Genomic DNA, 18,461 nt, shown 5'->3' with positions numbered 1-18,461 from the left:
ATATCGACGGCCACCACATCGATACCCCGAAGCCTCCCCGGAAAACCCGTTGCGGCCGCTCCGGGCATCGGCGTAGCGTTCTGCTCGTCAACAGGGAAGGAGGTGGTCCGAGAAATGGTGAATTTCAGGACTGAGGAGGTGGCCGCCGCCTGACCGACTGACTGACGTCAGACGGCGGTTGCCCACCTGAAATGACGGCAGGCCCCGAGCACGTGAAGTTCACGCGCTCGGGGCCTGCCCGCATGTGGCCCGCAGTGGTGCGGGCGGCAGTCCGTCAGACTCCCGCGGCGGCGAGTGCCTCGGCGGAGGTGATCGCCTGGCCGACGCCGGCCACGATCGACGCGGCCTTGAGGGCCTCGAACACGACCTCGCGGTCCTGCCCGCCCTCACGGACGACGTTCTCGTGCGCGCCGACGCAGTGCTCGCAGCCGTTGATCGCCGACACCGCCAGCGACCAGAGCTCGAAGTTCACCTTGTCCACGCCCGGGTTGCCGATGATGTTCATCCGCAGACCGGGACGCAGGTCGTCGTACTTGCCGTCGAGGAAGCCGCGGCCGCGGTAGAACACGTTGTTCATGCCCATGATCGAGGCGGCGCCGAGGGCGGCGTTGTACGCCTCCGCCGACAGGTTGTCGGCGGCTTCGTCGGCGATCTCACGCAGCACGGTGGCGTTGCGGGTCGCCGCGGCGGTGGCCAGCAGCGTGCCCCACAGCTGCTCCTCGTTCAGCACCGTGGTGCGGCTGATCGAGGAGAGGTTCAGCTTGAGATCCTTGGCGTACTCGGGGAGTGCGTTCTTCAGGTTGTCGATGCTCATATCGCTCGATCCCTTCGAGTGTGAGGTGGCGTGGGAGATCCGGGAACGGCCGGAATCAGACGCCCGCGCTCATGAGCTCGCCCGCGTTGATGGTCGGGTCGCCCTTGCGCCAGTTGCAGGCGCACAGCTCGTCGGACTGCAGGGCGTCGAGCACGCGCAGGACCTCGTCGACGTTGCGGCCGACCGAGCCCGCGGTGACCGACACGAACTGGATCTCGTTGTTCGGGTCGATGATGAAGGTGGCGCGATCGGCGACGCCGTCGGCGTTGAGGACGCCGGTGGCCTCGACCAGCTCGCGCTTGAGGTCCGAGAGCATCGGGAAGGGGAGGGTCTTGAGGTCCTCGTGCTGGGCGCGCCACTGGAAGTGGACGAACTCCGAGTCGATCGAGGCGCCGAGCACCTGGGTGTCGCGGTCGGCGAACTCGTCGTTCAGCTTGCCGAAGGCGGCGATCTCGGTGGGGCAGACGAAGGTGAAGTCCTTCGGCCAGAAGAAGACGACGCGCCACTTGCCCGCGTGGTCGTCGCTGGTGACCGTGGTGAAGTAGTCGTCCGGCTGCTGCGCGTCGACCTTCGAGAGGTCGCCGCCGATGACGGCGGTGAGGTTGTAGGCCGGGAACTGGTCGCCGATGGTGAGCAGAGCCATGTGTGTACTCCTTCAATTCGGATTCATGTTGCGGGAGAGAAGATTCCGGCGGAGAAACGGTCGGTTTCCCGCCTGGAGTCCATTCTGCCCGAAACCCAGTGAAAAGCAAATGCGATAGTAGTCACTATATTGATAGGCATGACCGATCAAAGTTATCAGCCGCCCATCACCGCACTGAGGGCGTTCGTGTCCGTGGCGAAGCACTTGCACTTCGGCTCCGCCGCAGCCGAACTCGGGGTCAGTCAGCCCTCGCTGTCACAGGCGCTGGCCGGACTGGAGGCGGGGCTCGGACTCCGGCTCGTCGAACGGACCACCCGGCGGGTGATGCTGACGGCGGAGGGCCGCCGGCTGCTCGGGTCGGCGATCGCGGTGTGCGACGCCGTCGACGACTTCCTGCTCGATGCCGCCGGCGACCTCGACCCGCTGTCGGGGACTCTCCGGTTGGGATTGATCCCGACGATCGCGCCCTACATCCTGCCCCGGGTGCTGCACGGGCTCGCCGAGCGCCGACCGGCGCTCGATCTGCTGGTGGTGGAGGATCAGACCGACCGTCTGCTCGGACAATTGCGCGACGGAGCCCTCGATGCGGCGGTCCTCGCCCTGCCCGCCGGCGCACCGGGGATCGGCGAGATCCCGATGTACGCCGAGGACTTCGTCCTCGCGCTGCCGCAAGGACATCCGCTCGCCGGACGGAAGCGGCTGTCGCCGAAGATGCTGGAGGATCTTCCGCTGCTGCTGCTCGACGAAGGACACTGCCTGCGCGACCAGGCTCTCGAGGTGTGTCAGCTCGCCGGCGTCTCACCCGATCTGCGTCAGACGCGGGCCGCGTCGCTCACGACCGCCGTGCAGTGTGTCGAAGGCGGTCTGGGAGTGACGCTGATCCCGCAGACCGCGGTGGCCGTCGAGACCGCGGCGGGCGGACTCGCCACGGCCGAGTTCGCGCGTCCGCGGCCCGGCCGCACGATCGGCCTCGTGTACCGGGAGTCGTCGGGCCGGGGCGAGGCCTACCGCGCGCTGGCCGCCGACATCGCCGAACTGGTGGCCGACGGAGGCGCGGTGACCCCGGCGGGCACGCGGTCCGGCGGCACCGACGGCACCGCCGTCGACCTCACACCTGAGCGGTGAGCTGCTCCCACTCGTCGATGAGGCTGGAGTCGACGTCGCGGATCAGATCGCCGAGTTCGTCGGTGATGTCCTCGATCTCGTCGGTGACCGCCGACATCGGCAACCCGCTGTTCAGTGCGCGGTAGCAGTCGGTCAGGTACCGCAGGACGACGCCCTCGCTGCGCGCGAGCCCTAGGTCGGAGATGAGCTCGGTGAAGGTCATCGACCGCTCCCGCATGTACCGCAGGACGGATTTGGGCGACGGGGGAGTGTTCGCCAGCCAGGGATGGCCCCGGCGATAGGTCTCGTATGCGAAACCGATCTCCTCGGCGAGCGGCTGCGGCCACGTGATCTGCTCGAGTCGCTCCATGCGCTCCTCGTACTCGATCCCGTCGGCCTTCATCTCGGCGACGGCGGCGTCGCGCGCCTGCTTGCGCTGCGCGACGAGCACGGGGCGCGGATCGTCGAGGGTGCATTCGAGTATCGAGATCACATCGAGCGCGTAGGTGTCCGAATCGGTGTCGAGGAGTTCGAACGCGGCGACCGCGAACGCCGAGAGCGGATTGGTGAGGGCGAAGTTCTCCGGCAGGTCGATGGAGAGTTCCACGTGCTTCCCGTCCGCCGCGGGCCGGTCGAGCTTCGTCACGATCCCGGTCTCGCACAGGTCGCGGTACAGCGCGATGGTGTGCTTGATGTGGCGCAGTTGCCGCGAGCGCGGTTCGTGGTTGGTCTCGAGCAGATGCCGCAGCGCCGCGAAGCAGTCGCCGGGCCGTTCGAGCACTTCCATCAGCATCGCGGTGGTCATCCGGAAATGCGACTTCAACTCTTCGTCGGGAGCGTCGATCAGCGTTTCGAAGGTCTTCTCGCCCCAGCTGACGAACCCCTCGGGGGCTTTGCGGCGCACCACCTTCCGCAGCTTCTTGGGGTCGTCGCCCGCCTTCGCCACGGCGCGCGCGTTCTCGACGTCGTGTTCGGGTGCCTGGGCCACCACGTAGCCGACGGTGTCGAAACCCGCCCGGCCGGCACGGCCGGCGATCTGGTGGAACTCCCGCGCTCGCAGCCGGCGCACCCGGTGGCCGTCGTACTTGGTCAGGCCCGCGAACAGCACGGTGCGGATCGGTACGTTGATGCCCACGCCGAGGGTGTCGGTTCCGGCGACCACCTTCAGCAGGCCGGCCTGCGCCAGCCGTTCGACGAGCCGCCGGTAGCGGGGGAGCATGCCCGCGTGATGCACGCCGATGCCCGACCGCAGGAGTTTCGACAGGGTGCCACCGAAGCCGGTCTGGAACCGGAAGTCGCCGATCGCCTCGGCGATGGCCGCCTTCTCCTCCTTGTCACAGATCTTCACCGACAGCAGCGCCTGGGCGCGTTCGACGGCCTGCTGCTGCGTGAAATGAACCACGTAGACCGGCGCCCGGCCGGCGTCGATCAGCTCGGCGATCGTCTCGTGGATCGGGGTGATCGCGTATCGGTACTGCAGTGGCACGGGCCGCTGCGCACCGGTCACCGGCACGGTGGTGCGGCCGGTGCGGCGAGTGAGGTCGTCGACGAAGAAGTCCATGCTGCCCAGCGTCGCCGACATCAGCAGGAACTGCGGCTGCCGGTCGACAGCGGTCTCGGGCGACGGATCCGGCAGTTCGATCAGGGGGACCTGCCAGGCCCAGCCGCGGTCGGACTCGCCGTAATAGTGGAATTCGTCGGCCACCAGGACGCCGACGTCGGATCCGGCGCCGTCGCGCAGGGCGATGTTGGCGACGATCTCGGCGGTCGCGCACACGATCGGCGCGTCGGCGTTGACCGACGCGTCGCCGGTGAGCAGACCGACATTGGCGGCACCGAACTGATCGCACAGATCGAAGAACTTCTCGCTGACCAGGGCTTTGATCGGCGCTGTGTAATACGCGCGCCGCCCCCGGCAGAGCGCGAAATAGATGGCGCCGGAGGCGACGAGCGACTTGCCCGATCCGGTCGGCGTCGCCAGGATCACGTTGCTGCCCGAGACGAGCTCGAGGAGCGCCTCCTCCTGATGCGGGTACAGGTCGAGCCCGCGAGACGCCCACCACGTCGTGAACCTCTCGAATGCGAGATCTTCGTCAGTGGTGGGCGTCAGCGGAACGGTGTCGCTCGGTTCCGTGGCCGGCGTCGTCAGCTCGGATCACGTCCTTGTGTGTCGTCGGGTCCGGTGTCGCTCTCGTCGTCCGGCTCCGGGAAGGCGCCGTCGCCGAGTCCGTCGAACTCCGCGGCGTGTTCGGCCAGGAACCGCTCGAACTCCGCACCCAGTTCGTCGCCCGAGGGGACGTCCTGGTCGGCGGCCAGCAGCGAGGCCTGCTCGTTCTTCGCGCGCATGTAGGCGTCGTACTGGTTCTCCAGCGACGTCACGACGGCCGCGACCTCCGCATTGGAGGCCACCTCGCCGTCGATCTGCTCGCGCATCTGCTCCGCGGCGTTCTCGAGCGCCGCGACCGGCAGATCGAGACCGGCGACCTTTCCGATCGCCTGGATCAGTGCGGCGGACGCGCCGGGATAGTTGGCCTGCGCCAGGTAGTGCGGAACGTGCGCGGACAGGCCCGCGGTGCGGTAGCCGGCCTGGCCGAGCCGCAGTTCGAGGAGCATCGACGCGCTGGCGGGCAGCTTCATCGGGTTGCCCCAGCGGTTCAGGTCGCCGAGAGCGTCCGAATCGTTGCCGTGCGCGGTGATCGAGGCAGGCCGCGTGTGCGGAACCGCCATCGGGATCGAGTTCAGACCGACCACCTGCGAGACGCCGAACCGCTCGGCGAGTGCGGTGATCGCGGTGGTGAACTGCTCCCAGCGCAGGTCGGGCTCGGGTCCGTCCAACAGCAGGAACGGAACCCCGGAGTTGTCGCGCACCGCGTGGACGGTGAGCTTGTGCATGTCGATCCCGTCGAACTCCACACCGCTGAAGGAGATCATCGGCCGCCGCGACCGGTAGTCGATCAACTCGTCGGTGTTGAACGTCGCGACCAGTTCGGAGTCGAGGGCCTCGCGCAGGTGCGTCGCGGCCAGCGCGACGGCGTGTCCGGCGTCGGCGTAGCCCTCGAGGGCGTGGATCAGCACCGGTCCGTCGCCGTCGGCGCCGTACACGGCGGGAGCCGGGAACTCGAGATCGTAGAGCTTGCGGGGGTCGTCCTGCCGCTCGTCCATGGTCTCTCCCTTCGAATGTGACATCTCATTGTCCCGTACGGGACTCATCGCGTTCAACACGGCTCCGCGGCGGGTCATTCCCGTGTCGCGGCCGCGCGGATGGCACAGTGGTGGTGTGCGACTTGTTGCTGGAGTGAAGTCTGTGGCTGCCGTGTTGATGGTGGCCGGGGCGGCGTCGGCGTGCGCCGTGACGGGAGAGGCAGTCCCGTCACTGGACCTCTCGTCGAAGTCGGTACCGAGTTCGGCATTCCCCTACGGCCCCGGGCAGCCGGTGCCGTCCGCCCAGGTCCCGGGCATCCTGGCGGACATCACGTTCCGTCCGCTCCGCGGTGAGAACACCCCGGCCGACTGCACTCCGGCGCCGGTGGATGCGCCGACGGCGAGGGTGCTCGTGGGGCCGGGAGGGCCCGCGCAGGGGACGCTGACCACGATGGTGGTGCGCGCCACCGACAGCTTCGACGACTTCGTCGCGCGGGCTCGCCGGTGCGGGGAGTTCGCTCTCGGCGGAACGGTCGGCACGTCGGTAGCGACCGAGGTCACTCCCGTCGACGGCGGTGTTCCCGGAGTCCGGCTCGAGCGCCGCATCCGAATGGGACCGGCCGATCAGCCCGCGCCGCCGCCGACGAGTTCGGTGACCGAGTTCGTGGCGCAGCAGGGGGACATCCGCGTCTACGTGCAGAATCGGCGTCCGGGCGGCGACGATCTCGGCGCCGAGGAACTGGGCGCCACTCGCACGCTGTTCGACGCCGCACGGACACGCGCGTTCGGCGGCTGACGCACTACCGACGGGCGAACGCCCAGGTCGATCTGTGCATCGACGCCTTGTCGGTCAACATCGGCCGGCGGGGTCTTCCCGGCCGGCCGCGTCGAGGCCAGCGTGGGTGCATGACCAATTCACTCAGCATTCCCGCAGGCGGCCACACCGACGGTCGCTCCGATCCCGACAAGTTGCTCGCCGCGGTCCCGGGACTGCTCGGCTTCGTGCCCGAACAGTCGATCGTGCTGCTGGTGTTCGGTGCCGACCGCACTGTCGTGGCGACCATGCGGCACGATCTGTGCCTGACCAAGAACGGTTCGCCGTCCGCCGGCATGCGGCAACTGTTCATCCGGTTGGGGACGCTCGCGGCCTCCTACGGGGCCATCGGCACCGTCGCGGTGATCGTCGACGACCGCTACCCGCCCGACGACGACCGCTACCGCGCCGTCGCGGCGGCTGCGAACAAGGGCTTCGGCCCCGCGGGCGGACTGTCCGCGGCGTTCGCGATGGCACAGGCCGCCTCGGGCAGCCGGTGGCACACCGTGTGGCGACCGGCCGGGGGCCGAGCGGCGCCCTATCCGTTCACGGCGGCGGTACCGGCCACCGGAGTGCTGTCGGACCCCAACGCCTCGCCGACCGCGCTGGAGCGCGCGGTCCACTCCGGCAGACGGATTCTGGCGCGGCGGTCGGAGATGCTTGCGCTGCTGTCGCCGGAACCGCACTGCGCCCGGGCGGGCTGCCGCGGCGTGTCACCGGTTCCGGTGCGGCACGAACCCGGCCGCGTCGACGCGCAGGGGCTCGCATTCGCGCTGGGAACGCTGGCCCGTTTCAGCGCCGGCGACACCGATCTGACGTGCGCGGACGTGAACACCCTCGCCGAAGCGCTGGTGTCGGTACATGTGCGCGACGCGCTGCTCGGACTCTCGCTCACCGAACAGCGCGGCGCGGCGGAGGATCTGTGGCGCACCCTGACCAGACGGCTCGACGGCCATGCCCGCGCGGCGGCGGCCACACTGCTCGGGCATCTGCACTACATGGCCGGGGAGGGCGCGTACGCGGGCGTGGCGTTCGGCGTGGCGCACGACGCCGACCCCGACTACCATCTCGCGAACCTGCTCGACACCGCACTGATCAACGGCATGCGACCGAGGGAACTGCGCGGACTCGCCGAACTCGCATACGAGATCGCCGAGAGCCTCGGCGGCCCTCTGCCCGCCCCGGTGCACGAGCCGGCCGGCTGACCGTGCGGTGATCAGGTCTTGTTGACGAAGATCGCGTGCGAGATCTCCGAGGACAGCGTCAGCCCCTCGTGTCCGGGAGTGTTGATGATGACCGCACGGGGTGTCACGTTCACCGACACGCGCGCGTTCGGCACCACGCCGGCCTGCCGCAGCTCGGAGATCAACTCCGGGTCGGCCTGCGCGTGCTCGGACATACGCGTGATCACGACAGTGCTCTCACCCTGGGGGAGGTCGACGAGCCGCACCGAGGTGTCCTCGCGCGCACTGGCCTCGACCCCGAGCTGCTCCAGCCCGGGAATCGGATTGCCGTACGGCGACGTGGTCGGGTTGTCGAGGACCTCGACGATGCGCCGCTCGACGTTCTCGCTCATCACGTGTTCCCAGCGGCAGGCCTCGTCGTGCACCTCGTCCCACGGCAGACCGATCACGTCCACCAGCAGCCGCTCGGCCAATCGGTGCTTGCGCATCACTGAGATGGCCAGATTGCGGCCCTTGTCCGTGAGTTCGAGATGCCGATCGCCTGCGACGCGCAGGAGCCCGTCGCGCTCCATGCGCGCCACCGTCTGCGAGACCGTCGGTCCACTCTGTTCCAGGCGCTCGGCGATGCGAGCGCGCAGCGGGATGATCCCCTCCTCCTCAAGGTCGTAGATCGTCCGCAGATACATCTCTGTGGTATCGACAAGATCGTTCACGAAGCCTCAGTCCTTTCGCCTCAGTTCAGGTTACCTGTAAGGCAGGGCGTCAGGGGCACCTGATGCAGTCCCCGAGTGGCGTGAAACCGTTAGCGTGACAGGGTGATGCGAAAAGAGGCGAGGCGATGAGTGCGGCGATCATCTGGAGCGAGCACTTCATGGAGTACAAGTGGGCCTACACCCACCCGATGAGTCCGGTGCGCCTCGCCCTCACGATGTCGCTGGCGCGCAGCCTCGGTGTGCTCGACGACGTGGACACGATCGAGCCGCTGCCGGTGGACGACGGGCTCCTGACCACCGTCCACACGCAGGGTTACGTCGACGCGGTCCGGGCCGTCAGCTACGGCACCGCCTCGCTCAACGGCCCGGTCCTCGAGCGTCTCTTCGGCCTCGGCAGCGCGGACAACCCGATCTTCGAGGGCATGCACGATGCGGGAGCGATGCTGGTCGGCGGCTCGGTGGCCGCGGCCGCGGCGATCGCGTCCGGAAGTGTGCGCCGAGCGGTCAACATCGGCGGCGGCATGCATCACGCGATGAAGGGCCACGCCGCCGGCTTCTGCATCTACAACGACTGTTCGATCGCGATCCGCTGGCTGCTCGAGCACGGCTACGACCGGATCGCCTACATCGACGTCGACGCGCACCACGGAGACGGCGTGCAGGCCGAGTTCATCGGCGACCCGCGGGTGATGACGGTGTCGCTGCATCAGCACCCCGCGACGCTGTGGCCCGGCACCGGCTGGGCCACCGAAGTGGGCGAGGGACCGGCCACGGGCACCGCGATGAACGTCGGACTGATGCCCGGGCTGCCGGACTCGTTGTGGCTGCGCGCCTTTCACGCCGTCGTTCCGTCGATGGTGGAGGCGTTCAAGCCGCAGATCCTGGTGACGCAGATCGGTGTCGACAGCCACCGCGACGACCCGCTCACCGACCTGGCACTGACCGTCGACGGCCACGCCGCCGCGGTCCGGGCGTTGCGCGAACTCGCCGACCGGTACTGCGAGGGACGCTGGCTGGCCGTCGGCGGCGGGGGATACGGCGTGATCAACGTGGTCCCGCGCAGCTGGACGCATCTGATCGGCGCGGCGCTCGATCGCGACGTGCCCGCGCAGACCCGCATCGGGGACGACTGGCTCGCCGGCGCGCAGGATCTGGCGAAGACGGTTCACCCCGACTACGCGCGGCCGCCGGAGGCCACGATGGGAGACGGCGGCGTCACCGACTTCGTCCGCTGGGACGGCGACGGCAGCGCAGAACCACCCGACGGCGTCTCGGAGACCGCCCAGCGGCAGACCGACAAAGCCATCATCGCCACCCGCCGAGCGGTGTTCCCGCTGCACGGCCTGGACCCGGAGGATCCTCGTGACTGACACGCCCGACACCGGATCGACGGACACCGCGAGCGATACGGAGGAGACGCCGACGACCGAGGACGCGCTCCCGCGCGAGTACCCGCGGCAGTGGAGCGCCGACGTCCTCGCCTCGGACGGAGGCGTGGTTCACATCCGGCCCATCATGCCCGCCGACGCCGACCTGCTCGTCGAGTTCCACAACGGTCTCAGCGAACGCACCCGCTACATGCGGTACTTCGGTCCGACGCCGACGCTCCCGCCGCGCGAAGTGGTGCGCATGACGACGGTGGACTACCGCAACCGCGTCGCCCTGCTGGCCTTCCTCGGCGACCGGGTGATCGCGATGGGGCTGTACGAGGGGCTCGCGGCGGACGGTAAACCGACCTCCGCCGAGGTGGCCTTCGTGGTCGCCGACGATCACCAGGGCCGTGGGTTGGGTCCGATCCTGCTCGAGCACCTGGCGGGTGCGGCGGCGGAGAACGGCTTCACCCGGTTCGAGGCGGAGGTGCTGTCGGAGAACCCCAACATGGTGGCCGTCTTCCGTGATGCGGGATATCAGATCAGCCGGGCCTTCGACGGCAGCACCGTGCACGTCGAGTTCCTGATCGATCCCACCGAGGCGCTGACGGCGGTGCGCAACGCCCGCGAGCGTGCCTCGGAGGCACGCAGCATCGCGAATCTGCTGCGTCCTTCGTCGGTGGCCGTGATCGGTGCCTCCGCCGACCCCAAGAAGGTCGGCAACGTGTTGCTGGCGAATGTGCTCGCGGCCGGCTTCACCGGGCCGGTGTTCCCGGTGAACGGTTCGGCGGTGGCGTCCGAACCGGACGACGCCCAGCCCCGCCGCGGTCCCGGACGACCGCCGCGCACCGCACCGCCGTCGGTGCGCGGGATCCGCTCCTATTCGACGGTGCGCGACATCCCCGACCCGGTGGATCTGGCCGTCATCGCGGTGCCTGCCGCGCGCATAGACCAAGTGCTCGACGACTGTCTCGCCAAAGGCGTGCGGACCCTGGTGGTGGTGTCGGCGGGCTTCGGTGAGAAAGGCGAGGCCGGGCTGGAGAACGAGAAGCGGCTCGCCGAACAGGTCCGCGCCCACGGGATGCGCCTGGTGGGGCCCAACGCGCTCGGTGTGGTCAACAACCATCCCGACATCGCGCTGAACGCGTCACTGGCTCCTCGCATTCCGGGGGCGGGCCGCGTCGGATTCTTCTGCCAGTCCGGTGCGCTCGGCATCGCGATCCTCGACACCGCCGCCCACCGCCGGCTCGGCCTGTCGACGTTCGTCTCCGCGGGCAACCGCGCCGATGTGTCCGGGAACGACGTGCTTCAGTACTGGGACACCGACGACGACACCGACGTGGTGCTGCTGTACCTGGAGAGCTTCGGCAATCCGCGCAAGTTCGGGCGGATCGCTCGCCGGGTGGCGTCCAAGAAGCCGATCGTCGCGATCAAGTCGGGCAGCGGGGCGATGTCGCCGGTACACGCCCAGCGCACCGGTCCGGTGCGCGACGACCGCGTGGCACAGATGGTGCTGGAACAGGCCGGGGTGATCCAGGTCGAGACGATCGCGGAGCTCTTCGACTCCGCTACCGTGCTGGCCTACCAGCCGCTGCCCGACGGTCCCCGGACGGCCATCCTCGGAAACTCGTCGGTCATCGCGTCCCTGGCTGCCAACACCGCCCGCAGCTCGGGCCTCGAAGTGGTCTCGATCGTGGATCTGGGGCCGGCCGTGACGCACGACGCACTGTCGGCCGCCGTCGCCGAGGCGATGAACGACGACGCGATCGACGCGGTGATCGTGGTGTTCGTCCCGCCGGTGGCCGTCGACTCGTCCGACTACGCGTTGGGCCTGCTGGAAGCGACCCGCCCGGCCGACGGAGGCGACGTTCCGACCAAACCGGTCGTGACGACCTTCCTCGCGGTGGAGGGTGTTCCGCCCGGTCTGTCGCGCACCGGACCGGACGGGCTGCCCGTGCGCGGGTCGATCCCGTCGTACCCGACGCCCGAGCGCGCTGCGAGCGCGCTGGCGCAGGCGTGGCGCTACTCCCGGTGGCGGTCGCGGCCGGCCGCCGCGCCCGCACCCATCCCGGATTCGCGGCCGGAGGACGCGCGCAGCTTCGTGCGAGAGGCGATGGCCGACGGCCCGCGCTCGCTCACTCCGCGCGAGGGGTCGTACGTGCTCGGGCACTTCGGCATCGAAGTGGTTCCGTTCCGGGACGTCCGGACGATGCACGAGGCGTCTGCGGCGGCGCGTGAGCTGGGATTCCCGGTCGTGGTGAAGTCCACCTCGCCGGCCTGGGTCGGTCGGGTGGACCGGGAGGGCGCCCGGCTGGACCTGTCCGACGCGACCGCGGTCATCACCGCGTTCAACGAACTGCAGACCCTCACCGGCGACTCGTCGCTCCAGGTGCAGCGGATGGCGCCGAAAGGCGTCGGGATGTACCTCCGCGTCTCCGACAGTCCGTCGTTCGGTCCGCTGATGTCGTTCGGCCTCTCCGGACGACTGTTCGAGGCGCTCGGTGACCGGAGCTTCCGGTCGATCCCGCTGACTGAGCACGATGCCAGGGAACTGGTCGACGAGCCGAGTGTCCGGACGCTGCTGGCCGAGGACCACACCGATCCGGACGCGCTGGTGGAGTTGCTGCAGCGGGTGTCGGCGCTGATCGACGACGTCCCCGAGATCCGCGAGCTGACGCTCGACCCGATCCTCGCCTCGCCCGACGGGATCTCGGTCCTGGGGTCGCACATAGATGTCGGCCCGGTGCCCACACTCGCGGACACCGGGCCGAGGCGGCTGGGTTGACTCGGGGGATCATCGACCGCAGCCGCCGGTCTGGGGCGGGACCGCGGCGCGGTCCCTCATCGGATCAGCTCGCGTAAGCGCGGAGCTTCTCGGCGCGGTCGCCCTGACGCAGCTTGGTCATGACCTCGCGCTCGATCTGGCGGACACGCTCGCGCGAGAGCCCGAAGGCGCGGCCGATCTGGTCGAGCGTGCGCGGCTGACCGTCTTCGAGGCCGTACCGCATCGTGATGACCTGCATCTCCCGCTCGTCGAGCGTCGAGAGCACCGAGCGGATGTCGGAGTGCAGGAGGTTCGCGATGACGACGGTCTCGGCCGAGGTGGCCTCGGCGTCCTCGATGAAGTCGCCGAGCGGCGCCTCCTCGTCGTTGCCGACGGGCATGTCCAGGCTCACCGGATCGCGGCTGTGGTCCATCAGATCGGCGATCTTCTCAGCCGGGATGCCCGATTCCAGGGCCAGTTCCTCGTCGGTGGCCTCCCGGCCGAGCTGCTGGTGCAGTTCGCGGCGGATACGGGCCAGCTTGTTGACCTGCTCCACGAGGTGGACGGGCAGGCGGATGGTGCGGCTCTGATCAGCCATGCCGCGGCTGATCGCCTGGCGGATCCACCAGGTCGCGTAGGTCGAGAACTTGTAGCCCTTCGCGTAGTCGAACTTCTCGACGGCGCGGATCAGACCGAGGTTGCCCTCCTGGATGAGGTCGAGCAGCGGCATGCCCCGGCCGGTGTAGCGCTTGGCCAGGGAGACCACCAGGCGCAGGTTCGCCTCGAGCAGATGCGCGCGAGCCTGTTCGCCCTCGCGGACGAGAATGGCGTAATCGCGCTTCTTTGCCGGGCTGAGGCGCTTCTTGGTGGCCAGGAGATGCTTCGCATACAGCCCGGCCTCGATGGCCTTGGACAGGTCGACCTCCTGCTCAGCGGTCAGCAGAGCGGTGCGGCCGATGCCGTTGAGGTAGACGCGGACGAGGTCGGCCGAGGGTGACTGCGCATCCAGATCCTGCTCGGTGAGAGCCGGGCGAGTACGGGTGGAACGAGCTTCGGACGGGCGGGCAATCGTCGAGTGAGCCATGCGACCTCCTGGAGATGCGTTTCATCAGTGCGTTCACCAGGTCCAACGTCGCGGGTGCCGGAAAGGTTCCCCGTGGTTGCTGAGAAGTTGCTTAGTCTACCGCTGCGCGGTGGAATCGGCTCATTGGACCAGGTCAGGAAAGTAACGACCGATCGCATCCCGAAGTTCCCGCGCATCGCGCACCGTGCCGGAGAAGTAGGCGAGAGCCGTGACGCCCTCGCAGAACACCATCAGATCCTCGGCCAGATCGTCCGCACCCCGCTCGCGAGAGACACGGGAACGGGCGGCGAAGAGCGCGATGGCTGCGGACCGGGAGAAGAGGCACTCGCTCAGCGCCGTCGCCGTGCCGGCTTCGGCGGCGTCCGGGGCGAGGGCGTAACGGGCACGCACATCGCGCATCCGCACGCCGGTCAGATGGTGAAGATAGTCGGCGATGACCGTGCCCGGTGACGTGCCCGACGACTCGGCGGTCGCCGACACGCGGTGGAAGGCGGCGCGCGAGGTCCGGGTCAGATGCGCGATCGCGCCGCCGAGGAGTGCTGCACGGGTGCGGAAGTAGTAGGACGTCGATCCCTTGGGCAGGTCGAGAGTCCGGTCGACGGCCGAGTGGGTCACCGCGCGGTTGCCTCCGGCGGCGGCGAGGTCGAGCGCGGCCTCGCAGATCGCCTCACGGCGATCGGTCCTGGGAGTGAGATCGGGCACGGCACTCATTGAATCACCCTCTACGAACATAGAGTGTTCGTTATGTGGAAGTGGCGAGAGCAGCGAGCGATGCGTGCGGACCGGGAGCGCCGCGCCGCGGTCCGTGCGGCAGTGCATCAGCGCGCGGCACGGGAAGGGCTGCGTCTCACCGATGGACAACTCGCCGTGCTGCGGTTGCTGTCCGGTGAGGAGAACGTCTACCTCCACGGTCCGCCCGGCCGCGGTAAGAGTTGGCTCGTCGACGCCGTGATCGCGGCACTCGGTGCGCGCCGATGGCATCTGCACGAGTTCTTCCGGGATCTGCACGACGGTATCGGTGCGACCGGCGGGCTCGCCCCGAGCGTGTCCGCACTGGTCGGTTCGGCGCGGGCGGTCTGCCTGGACGAGTTCACCGTCCACGACCCGGCCGACGGAGTGCTGCTCGACCGAGTGCTGCGTGAGTTGCACCGCCGCCGGATCCGTATCATCGTGACCTCGAATCGCGCGCCCGCCGAGCTGATGCCGAACCCGTTGTTCCACTCTGCATTCGAGCCGACCATCGCGACGATCGAAGACATCTTCACCGTCGCGACCCTGGACGACGGCCGCGATCTGCGGGAGGCGGGTGCGGCGGTCGTCCTCGCCGCCGGCGGCTTCCGTCGGGGGCGTTGGACGATCTGCGGTGCGGGATCCGTGCGACGCGCCGGGGGCGGCCGCCCGGTCCCCTCCGGCGAAGAGATGGACGAAGAGGGGACGGTGGAGTTCGGGTTCGGCGAGTTGTGCGAGGTCCCCGCCCATGTATCGGACTACCTGTCGCTGGCCGAGCGCTTTCCGCGCTGGCGGGTGACGATGCCCGACGAGTGCGTCGCCGGCCCCGACGCGCTCGCCCGGTGGGCGGCACTGCTCGACGTCGCCCACGATCGCGACGTGGAGTTGACCGTCGTCGCGAGCTTCGGGCCCGGCGAACTCGCGGACCTGCTGCGTTCTCGGCTGCCCGACGCCGCTCGCGCCGTCAGCCGAATGTCGGCGTGGACGGTCGAGACTGCAGCGACGGTGGAGACTGCATGCACTGTCGAGACTGCAGACACTGTGGAGACTGCAGACACTGTGGAGACTGCAGACACTGTGGACACGGCGGCTGTCAGCGAGCGGTGAGGACGGTCGGTCCGTCCTCGGTGATCGCCACGGTGTGCTCGGAGTGCGCGGTGTTGCTCCCGTCGGCCGAGCGGATCGTCCAGCCGTCGGCATCGTAGACGATCTCGTCGGTTCCCGCAGCCCACCACGGTTCGAGAGCCAGTACCATTCCGGGCTTCAATCGGAGGCCGCGGCCGGCGCGTCCGACGTTCGGGACATGTGGATCCTCGTGCATGGTGCGGCCGAGACCGTGGCCGCCGAAGTCGGTGTTCACGCGGTAGCCGTCGGCGGCGGCGACGGCGCCGATGGCGGCGGAGATGTCGCCGAGTCGGCCTCCGGGAAGGGCGGCCGCGATGCCGGCCTCGAGAGCACGGCGAGTGGAGTCGATCAGTCGTGCGTCGGGATCGTCGGTGCGGGACGCGACGTCGTCGTCGAAGCCGACTTGAACGGTGATCGCCGAATCTGCAGTCCAGCCATCGATCGAGACGGCGAAATCCATGGTCAGGAGATCGCCGCGTGCGAGGACGTGCGGGGCGGGCAGGCCGTGCAGCACGGCGTCGTTCACGGACAGGCAGACGACGTTGCGGAACGGTCCTCGGCCGAAGGAGGGGGAGTAGTCCCAATAGCAACTGACCGCGCCGCGATCGGCGATCAGCCGTCGTGCGTGATGTTCCAGATCCATCACGTCGACGCCCGGGCGCGCGAGACGTGAGAGGTCGGTGAGGACCTCGGCGACGAACGCGCCGGTGACCGCCATCTTCCCGATCTCATCCGGCGTTTTGAGCTCCATCATCGTCATCTCCCAGCGTTGGTATTTAAATACCGACACTGTAGCAGCCCCGCGGTATTCGAATACCGCTAAGCTGCGGGTATGGTTCGTCTCCCGTTGACTCCCGAGCAACTCGCCGCAGGCAGACGCCTCGGAGTCCTCTTCCGCTCCGCACGGGCCGACCGCGATCCCGTGCGGGTGGCGGCCGCAGCCGGGATCTCGCCGGAGACATTGCGCAAACTCGAGTCCGGCCGGATGCCGAGCCCGAGTTTCGGGACCGTCGTCGGGCTGTGCGCGGCGCTGGAGATGCCGGTCGACGATGCGGTCGCGACCTGGCTGGCCGACGGCGTGGACGGCGACCGAGTGGACGGCGACCGTATCAGCGGCGGACGCGACGAACGCGCGGTGGGCTGAGCCCTACTCGCGTTCCGGGCGCTCGGGATCGGGACGTCCCTCCACCTCGGATTCGATGATCCGATGCGACCGGTCGTCGTAGCGATCGCGATGCGGCTCGGGCGCGATCTCCGGCTGCACGGAGCGGGTGCTGCCGTAGTGATACATCGGCACCTCGCCGTGCTTGCGGGGTTCCCGGTCGTTGGCCTTGAGAACGGCGATCCACGGAATCGGGATGGACGCGACAATGATCGCCAGTGCGATCCAGCCGTTCTGCGTGACGCCGTACACGATCGACGCGATGATCAGTGCGGGGATACGGATCGACATCATCAGGAAATAGCGGCGCTTGCGGGCGCGGAAGACGGCGTCGCGGTCGGGTTCAGCGCTGGTGATCAGGAAGCTGTCGCCGTCACCATCGCGTCCTCGTCGTTCCGCCATACCTCCATGGTTGCACAGTGGTCCACAATGGAGTCATGGCTACTCAGACGATCGAACGCCCGGACATCGATGAACGCACTGAGGAGGACGATGACACTCCGAAAGTCTTCCACTATGTGAAGAAGGACAAGATCGCCGAGAGCGCGGTCATGGGTACTCACGTGGTCGCCCTGTGCGGTGAGGTCTTCCCGGTCACCAAGTCCGCGAAACCCGGCTCGCCGGTCTGCGAGAAGTGCAAGAAGATCTACCAGAAGATGAAGAAGTAACCGATTCTCAGCGGGCGGTCGGGGCGGGTCCGTCGGGATCGTCCCCGTCCCGGCCGTCGTCCCTGCCCCGGCCGTCGCCCGACGCGCGGCCGTTCAGTGCGCGATTGCGCAGTGTGTCGGTCAGTTCGGTGGTCTGGCTGGTGACCCAGCTGCGCACCACCCCGCCGCCGCGCGGCGCCGGCCACAGTTCCTCGATCGAGGCGTTCAACTCGGCTCCTACGACGATCGCGAAGCCGAGGAAGAAGGTGAACAGGAGGAACGCGATCGGCGTCGCGAGGGCGCCGTAGGTGTAGCCGGCGCGGGTGAGCGCGGTCAGGTAGAAGCGCAGGACGTACGTCGCGACCCAGAAGAAGACACCCGCGAACAGGGCGCCCGGCAGCAGCCGGTGCCAGGGCGCCGGATGCGGCAGCGCGAACCGGTACAGCGTCACCAGCGCGCCGATCAACAGCACCCCCACGAACGGGAAGTAGCCCCAGTCGACCAGATCGGAGATCGCCGGATCCCACGCGTCGGGCAGGATCTGGTGCAGATACGTCGGCCCCAGTGCCACCAGCGGCAGCACCAGGACGCCGGAGACCAGGAAGACCATGTAGATGAGCAGCGCGAAGATGCGCTGCCACACCGGGTGGCGGATCTCGTGCTGTCCGTGTGCGTGCACGATCGAGGAGACGAAGCACGACATCGCCGACGATCCCGCCCACAGCGACATCACGAAGCTCACCGACATGATCGCCACTCGGCCCCGCCCGAGGACGTTCTCGACGGTCGGAGCGATGAGGTCGTCGACCACGTTCGGTGTGAAGGCGTGTTCGGAGAACGAGATGATGCGCTCCGTGATGATCTGCACGGTGTCGGGGCCGAACCAGTCGGCGATGTATCCGAGGCTGCCCAGTACGCCGAGCAACAGCGGGGGGAGCGACAGAGCCTGCCAGAACGCCGCCTGCGCGGCCCAGCCGATGATCGAGTCGTCCCAGGACTTGACCGTCGTCCGCCACGCCAGACGAGGGATTCCACGTATCACTTCGGGCAGGCTCGCCCGGCTCTGCCGGTCGTCCTGACTCGCGTTCTCCTCGCCGTCGGTGGGCGCGTGGTGCTCGGTGTCGATGCCTACCAGCATGGCGGATGGGCGCCACGCCCGGAACGAGC

18 protein-coding genes are annotated in these 18,461 nt (G+C 68.7%); 8 read left to right on the top strand and 10 right to left on the bottom strand.

The genetic code is table 11. The features are described 5' to 3' along the window. Positions 1-274: 274 nt before the first annotated feature. Positions 275-814 (bottom strand): carboxymuconolactone decarboxylase family protein, encoded by a 540-nt coding sequence (locus ACE11G_RS10020; RefSeq protein WP_006896287.1) that lies wholly within the window; start codon positions 812-814, stop codon positions 275-277. A gap of 55 nt (positions 815-869) precedes the next feature. Further along, positions 870-1,457, bottom strand: coding sequence for a peroxiredoxin (locus ACE11G_RS10015; protein WP_006896288.1), 588 nt, complete (start codon positions 1,455-1,457; stop codon positions 870-872). Positions 1,458-1,595: 138 nt separating this feature from the next. On the opposite strand from ACE11G_RS10015, the gene ACE11G_RS10010 reads away from it, so the two are divergent. After that, positions 1,596-2,582, top strand: coding sequence for a hydrogen peroxide-inducible genes activator (locus ACE11G_RS10010; protein WP_039867354.1), 987 nt, complete (start codon positions 1,596-1,598; stop codon positions 2,580-2,582). Here the strand turns inward: ACE11G_RS10010 and ACE11G_RS10005 are convergent. Continuing rightward, positions 2,566-4,710 (bottom strand): RNA helicase, encoded by a 2,145-nt coding sequence (locus ACE11G_RS10005; protein WP_039867356.1) that lies wholly within the window; start codon positions 4,708-4,710, stop codon positions 2,566-2,568. The genes ACE11G_RS10010 and ACE11G_RS10005 overlap by 17 nt on opposite strands. After that, positions 4,707-5,723 (bottom strand): proteasome assembly chaperone family protein, encoded by a 1,017-nt coding sequence (locus ACE11G_RS10000; RefSeq protein WP_375002033.1) that lies wholly within the window; start codon positions 5,721-5,723, stop codon positions 4,707-4,709. Before ACE11G_RS10000 ends, ACE11G_RS10005 begins: the two co-directional genes overlap by 4 nt. A gap of 142 nt (positions 5,724-5,865) precedes the next feature. Here ACE11G_RS10000 and ACE11G_RS09995 point away from each other — a divergent pair, with 142 nt between their 5' ends. After that, on the top strand, positions 5,866-6,498 hold the full coding sequence (locus tag ACE11G_RS09995; protein ID WP_006896292.1) for a hypothetical protein: 633 nt from the start codon (positions 5,866-5,868) through the stop codon (positions 6,496-6,498). A gap of 110 nt (positions 6,499-6,608) precedes the next feature. After that, complete coding sequence (locus ACE11G_RS09990) at positions 6,609-7,721, top strand: DUF4192 domain-containing protein (RefSeq protein WP_006896293.1); 1,113 nt, start codon at positions 6,609-6,611, stop codon at positions 7,719-7,721. An 11-nt stretch (positions 7,722-7,732) separates the two neighbouring features. On the opposite strand, the gene ACE11G_RS09985 is transcribed toward ACE11G_RS09990, so the two are convergent. Then, on the bottom strand, positions 7,733-8,413 hold the full coding sequence (locus tag ACE11G_RS09985; protein ID WP_006896294.1) for a metal-dependent transcriptional regulator: 681 nt from the start codon (positions 8,411-8,413) through the stop codon (positions 7,733-7,735). A 125-nt stretch (positions 8,414-8,538) separates the two neighbouring features. Between ACE11G_RS09985 and ACE11G_RS09980 the strand changes: the two genes are divergently transcribed. Both ACE11G_RS09980 and ACE11G_RS09975 read left to right on the top strand, forming a co-directional pair. After that, the gene (locus ACE11G_RS09980; RefSeq protein WP_375002030.1) at positions 8,539-9,783 is read left to right on the top strand and encodes an acetoin utilization protein AcuC; all 1,245 of its coding nucleotides are present in this window, start codon (positions 8,539-8,541) and stop codon (positions 9,781-9,783) included. Continuing rightward, positions 9,776-12,568: a GNAT family N-acetyltransferase gene (locus ACE11G_RS09975; protein WP_375002028.1), complete on the top strand. Its 2,793-nt coding sequence runs from the start codon at positions 9,776-9,778 to the stop codon at positions 12,566-12,568. Before ACE11G_RS09980 ends, ACE11G_RS09975 begins: the two co-directional genes overlap by 8 nt. A gap of 64 nt (positions 12,569-12,632) precedes the next feature. Here ACE11G_RS09975 and ACE11G_RS09970 read toward each other — a convergent pair whose 3' ends face one another. Next, positions 12,633-13,631 (bottom strand): sigma-70 family RNA polymerase sigma factor, encoded by a 999-nt coding sequence (locus ACE11G_RS09970; protein WP_006896297.1) that lies wholly within the window; start codon positions 13,629-13,631, stop codon positions 12,633-12,635. Positions 13,632-13,751: 120 nt separating this feature from the next. Continuing rightward, entirely contained in the window at positions 13,752-14,342 is a 591-nt protein-coding gene (locus ACE11G_RS09965) for a TetR/AcrR family transcriptional regulator (RefSeq protein WP_006896298.1), read from the bottom strand. A 33-nt stretch (positions 14,343-14,375) separates the two neighbouring features. Between ACE11G_RS09965 and zapE the strand changes: the two genes are divergently transcribed. After that, positions 14,376-15,467 (top strand): cell division protein ZapE, encoded by a 1,092-nt coding sequence (gene zapE, locus ACE11G_RS09960; RefSeq protein WP_375002025.1) that lies wholly within the window; start codon positions 14,376-14,378, stop codon positions 15,465-15,467. Here the strand turns inward: zapE and map are convergent. After that, positions 15,454-16,239: a type I methionyl aminopeptidase gene (gene map, locus ACE11G_RS09955; protein WP_006896300.1), complete on the bottom strand. Its 786-nt coding sequence runs from the start codon at positions 16,237-16,239 to the stop codon at positions 15,454-15,456. The genes zapE and map overlap by 14 nt on opposite strands. A gap of 78 nt (positions 16,240-16,317) precedes the next feature. Between map and ACE11G_RS09950 the strand changes: the two genes are divergently transcribed. After that, a complete protein-coding gene (locus ACE11G_RS09950; RefSeq protein ID WP_375002023.1) occupies positions 16,318-16,629 on the top strand; it encodes a helix-turn-helix domain-containing protein in 312 nt (103 codons plus the stop codon). A 3-nt stretch (positions 16,630-16,632) separates the two neighbouring features. On the opposite strand, the gene ACE11G_RS09945 is transcribed toward ACE11G_RS09950, so the two are convergent. Next, positions 16,633-17,049 carry a DUF3099 domain-containing protein gene (locus tag ACE11G_RS09945; RefSeq protein ID WP_375002021.1) on the bottom strand — a complete coding sequence of 139 codons (417 nt, stop codon included), beginning with the start codon at positions 17,047-17,049 and terminating at the stop codon, positions 16,633-16,635. Between the two features lie 35 nt (positions 17,050-17,084). Here ACE11G_RS09945 and ACE11G_RS09940 point away from each other — a divergent pair, with 35 nt between their 5' ends. Beyond that, positions 17,085-17,315, top strand: coding sequence for a DUF3039 domain-containing protein (locus ACE11G_RS09940; RefSeq protein ID WP_006896303.1), 231 nt, complete (start codon positions 17,085-17,087; stop codon positions 17,313-17,315). A gap of 7 nt (positions 17,316-17,322) precedes the next feature. Here the strand turns inward: ACE11G_RS09940 and ACE11G_RS09935 are convergent, their stop codons facing one another. Continuing rightward, the gene (locus ACE11G_RS09935; protein ID WP_062366838.1) at positions 17,323-18,432 is read right to left on the bottom strand and encodes a YihY/virulence factor BrkB family protein; all 1,110 of its coding nucleotides are present in this window, start codon (positions 18,430-18,432) and stop codon (positions 17,323-17,325) included. Positions 18,433-18,461 lie beyond the last annotated feature (29 nt).

The sequence above is a fragment of the Gordonia sp. PS3 genome (genome assembly GCF_041950545.1).
Classification (GTDB): domain Bacteria; phylum Actinomycetota; class Actinomycetes; order Mycobacteriales; family Mycobacteriaceae; genus Gordonia; species Gordonia sihwensis.
Note: the sequence above shows the minus strand (reverse complement) of the source record. Positions and strands in the feature narration are given on the sequence as shown.

Excerpts from the sequence above, each read along its gene's own strand:
- ACE11G_RS10020 (WP_006896287.1), bottom strand. The coding sequence starts at position 814 with ATGAGCATCGACAACCTGAAGAACGCACTCCCCGAGTACGCCAAGGAT.
- ACE11G_RS10015 (WP_006896288.1), bottom strand. The coding sequence starts at position 1,457 with ATGGCTCTGCTCACCATCGGCGACCAGTTCCCGGCCTACAACCTCACC.
- ACE11G_RS10010 (WP_039867354.1), top strand. The coding sequence starts at position 1,596 with ATGACCGATCAAAGTTATCAGCCGCCCATCACCGCACTGAGGGCGTTC.
- ACE11G_RS10000 (WP_375002033.1), bottom strand. The coding sequence starts at position 5,723 with ATGGACGAGCGGCAGGACGACCCCCGCAAGCTCTACGATCTCGAGTTC.
- ACE11G_RS09990 (WP_006896293.1), top strand. The coding sequence starts at position 6,609 with ATGACCAATTCACTCAGCATTCCCGCAGGCGGCCACACCGACGGTCGC.
- ACE11G_RS09980 (WP_375002030.1), top strand. The coding sequence starts at position 8,539 with ATGAGTGCGGCGATCATCTGGAGCGAGCACTTCATGGAGTACAAGTGG.
- ACE11G_RS09970 (WP_006896297.1), bottom strand. The coding sequence starts at position 13,631 with ATGGCTCACTCGACGATTGCCCGCCCGTCCGAAGCTCGTTCCACCCGT.
- ACE11G_RS09965 (WP_006896298.1), bottom strand. The coding sequence starts at position 14,342 with ATGAGTGCCGTGCCCGATCTCACTCCCAGGACCGATCGCCGTGAGGCG.
- zapE (WP_375002025.1), top strand. The coding sequence starts at position 14,376 with ATGTGGAAGTGGCGAGAGCAGCGAGCGATGCGTGCGGACCGGGAGCGC.
- map (WP_006896300.1), bottom strand. The coding sequence starts at position 16,239 with ATGATGGAGCTCAAAACGCCGGATGAGATCGGGAAGATGGCGGTCACC.
- ACE11G_RS09950 (WP_375002023.1), top strand. The coding sequence starts at position 16,318 with ATGGTTCGTCTCCCGTTGACTCCCGAGCAACTCGCCGCAGGCAGACGC.
- ACE11G_RS09945 (WP_375002021.1), bottom strand. The coding sequence starts at position 17,049 with ATGGCGGAACGACGAGGACGCGATGGTGACGGCGACAGCTTCCTGATC.
- ACE11G_RS09940 (WP_006896303.1), top strand. The coding sequence starts at position 17,085 with ATGGCTACTCAGACGATCGAACGCCCGGACATCGATGAACGCACTGAG.
- ACE11G_RS09935 (WP_062366838.1), bottom strand. The coding sequence starts at position 18,432 with ATGCTGGTAGGCATCGACACCGAGCACCACGCGCCCACCGACGGCGAG.